The sequence below is a fragment of the Nocardiopsis sp. RV163 genome (genome assembly GCF_001029525.1).
GTDB lineage: Bacteria > Actinomycetota > Actinomycetes > Streptosporangiales > Streptosporangiaceae > Nocardiopsis > Nocardiopsis dassonvillei.
The window spans coordinates 1-1,956 of record NZ_LEKI01000317.1; the positions used below are offsets into that span (position 1 = coordinate 1).

At 73.7% G+C, this 1,956-nt stretch carries 1 pseudogene; it reads left to right on the forward strand.

Annotated elements, in window-relative coordinates:
• Positions 1-1,168: 1,168 nt before the first annotated feature.
• Positions 1,169-1,956 (forward strand): annotated as a pseudogene (locus ABD54_RS26420) (ATP-binding protein); the annotation flags it as partial.

Genomic DNA, 1,956 nt, shown 5'->3' on the forward strand with positions numbered 1-1,956 from the left:
GGTCCGGGGGACCGGACCGGACACGGGGACGGGGCCGCGCGGCCCCGCCCCTTCTGTGCCTACTGTCTCTTTTGTGCGGGAATCATGACCCTTGATGTGCATTCGCGTCAGGGGAAGGTAGTCTCCTGTACGTCGGGAGGACGGTGTCAGAACGCCGCCCGTTTCCGGCGCCAACGCCTTCGGAAGGACCGCCCCGGCCTCCTCCCCGAAGGCTCGGAGAACGTTTCCGCGCTTCGCGTTCCCCCGGTCGTGCCCCGCTCCGGCGCCGGACGACCCGCGATGCGCGTCGTCCCTCGTCCGGAGCCGTTTCCGGAGCAATTCCGTGAACGGCGCGCGAGCGGGGGAAGAGGAATCGACAGGAGAGCCATGACCCCCGCTCCCCGTGTACCCGCGCACCCGGCCCGTGCCGCCGCGGTGCCCCGCGGCGGCGTGCCGACGCGGCCCCGTGTGACGGCGCTCCCCGCCGGTGCGGCCGGAGGGGCGGCGGCCGTTCGCGGAGCCGCGCGTCCGTGCTGTTCAGGGCGGGTGCGCGTGGTTCCGGATCACGGGGCAGCCGGTGCGGACGACCGGTTGTTGACACCTGTCCGGAAACAGACACGTGTCCATAAATCTCACAAAAACATCTGGGGTCACACCGGCTCCCGTGTGGCGTTTGTGCACGTCAGAGGTGTTGTTCCGGGTGCTTTTGCGATCCTTCCGTGATTCGTCTGCCAAGGCTGTCGACCTTTGTTAGTCTGGCGAACCGAACGACGGTTCTCGGTGGAAGTACAGGAATTGTGCGGGGCATGGATACTTGTCTCCGGATGGGGTGTCGCACCCGTCTGGTCCCCGCTCGGGCGGGGGCGCCCCGGCCGAGGCCTTCTTCCGGCGCACGGGGCACACGGCTGTCACGGGTGCTCCGAGCGAGACCCCGGGGCGGCCACCTCCCCGGCCATGGCGGTGGAGCGGCGCCGTCGCCGATCCGGCCCCACCGACGCGAGGAGACGAGATTGTGGCAGAGGCGCCGCCGCCGCGAGACAGCCCCGCCCCGTACCCGCGCGGGGGCGGGTCGATGACGTCAGCGGAGGACGGGCAAGGAGCCAGGCGGGAGGGACGGTTCCGACGGGCCATCTCCCGTATGGTCAGAGCCCAGGAACCCCCCTCACCGGAGACCCAGCAAGGAAATCCCGTGCATCATCCCGTGCATCCGCACTCGCAGAATTCCGGCCGCACGTCGGACCGGGGCGGCGTCCAGCCCACGGGCGGGACCGCTCCCGAGTCGGGCGCGACGGAGCGCGGCGACGCCGCGCCCCCCGCGACCGGCCCCTTCTCCGGCTCCGCCGAGAACGGGTACCGGCCCTCCTCCAGGACCAGCGTCCCGAACCCGTACACCACCCGGCGGGTGAACGTCGACGACGTGGACACCGGGGCCTCCCCGGTCAACCAGTGGCGCGGCGTGGGTCTGGACGAGCCCGAGCCGCGCACCCCACCCATCACGGCCACCACGGACACCATGACTGACACCTCCTCACCGACAGAGCGCGCGGAGCGGCCCCAGGCCCCCGAGGCGCAGACGCAGGCGGCGCCCGCGGACACCACGCCGCAGCCGGCCCCGCGGCCCGAGCAGGCGGCGCGGCAGCGGGCCGAGGCCACGCACGGCCGGTCGCGGCTCCCTGAGGAGCAGGGCCACCCGCCCCGGTCCGAGCAGGCGGACGCCCACCGACAGGACCCGCCGCGGGCCGACGACCACCGTCGCCCCGAGCCGCCCCAGGCCGACGACCAGCGTCAGCCGGAGCGGCCCCAGGCCGCCGCGCCCGCCGAGGGCCACCAGCAGCCTCCCCAGGCGTGGGCCGGGCCCGCGCCCCAGCCCTACCAGGTGCCGGGGGAGCGCCCCGCGCCCCCGCAGGTACAGGGCCAGCACGGATACGCCCAGCAGCCGGGCCCCGGTCCGGTCGGCCACGACCCCTACGCGTCCCC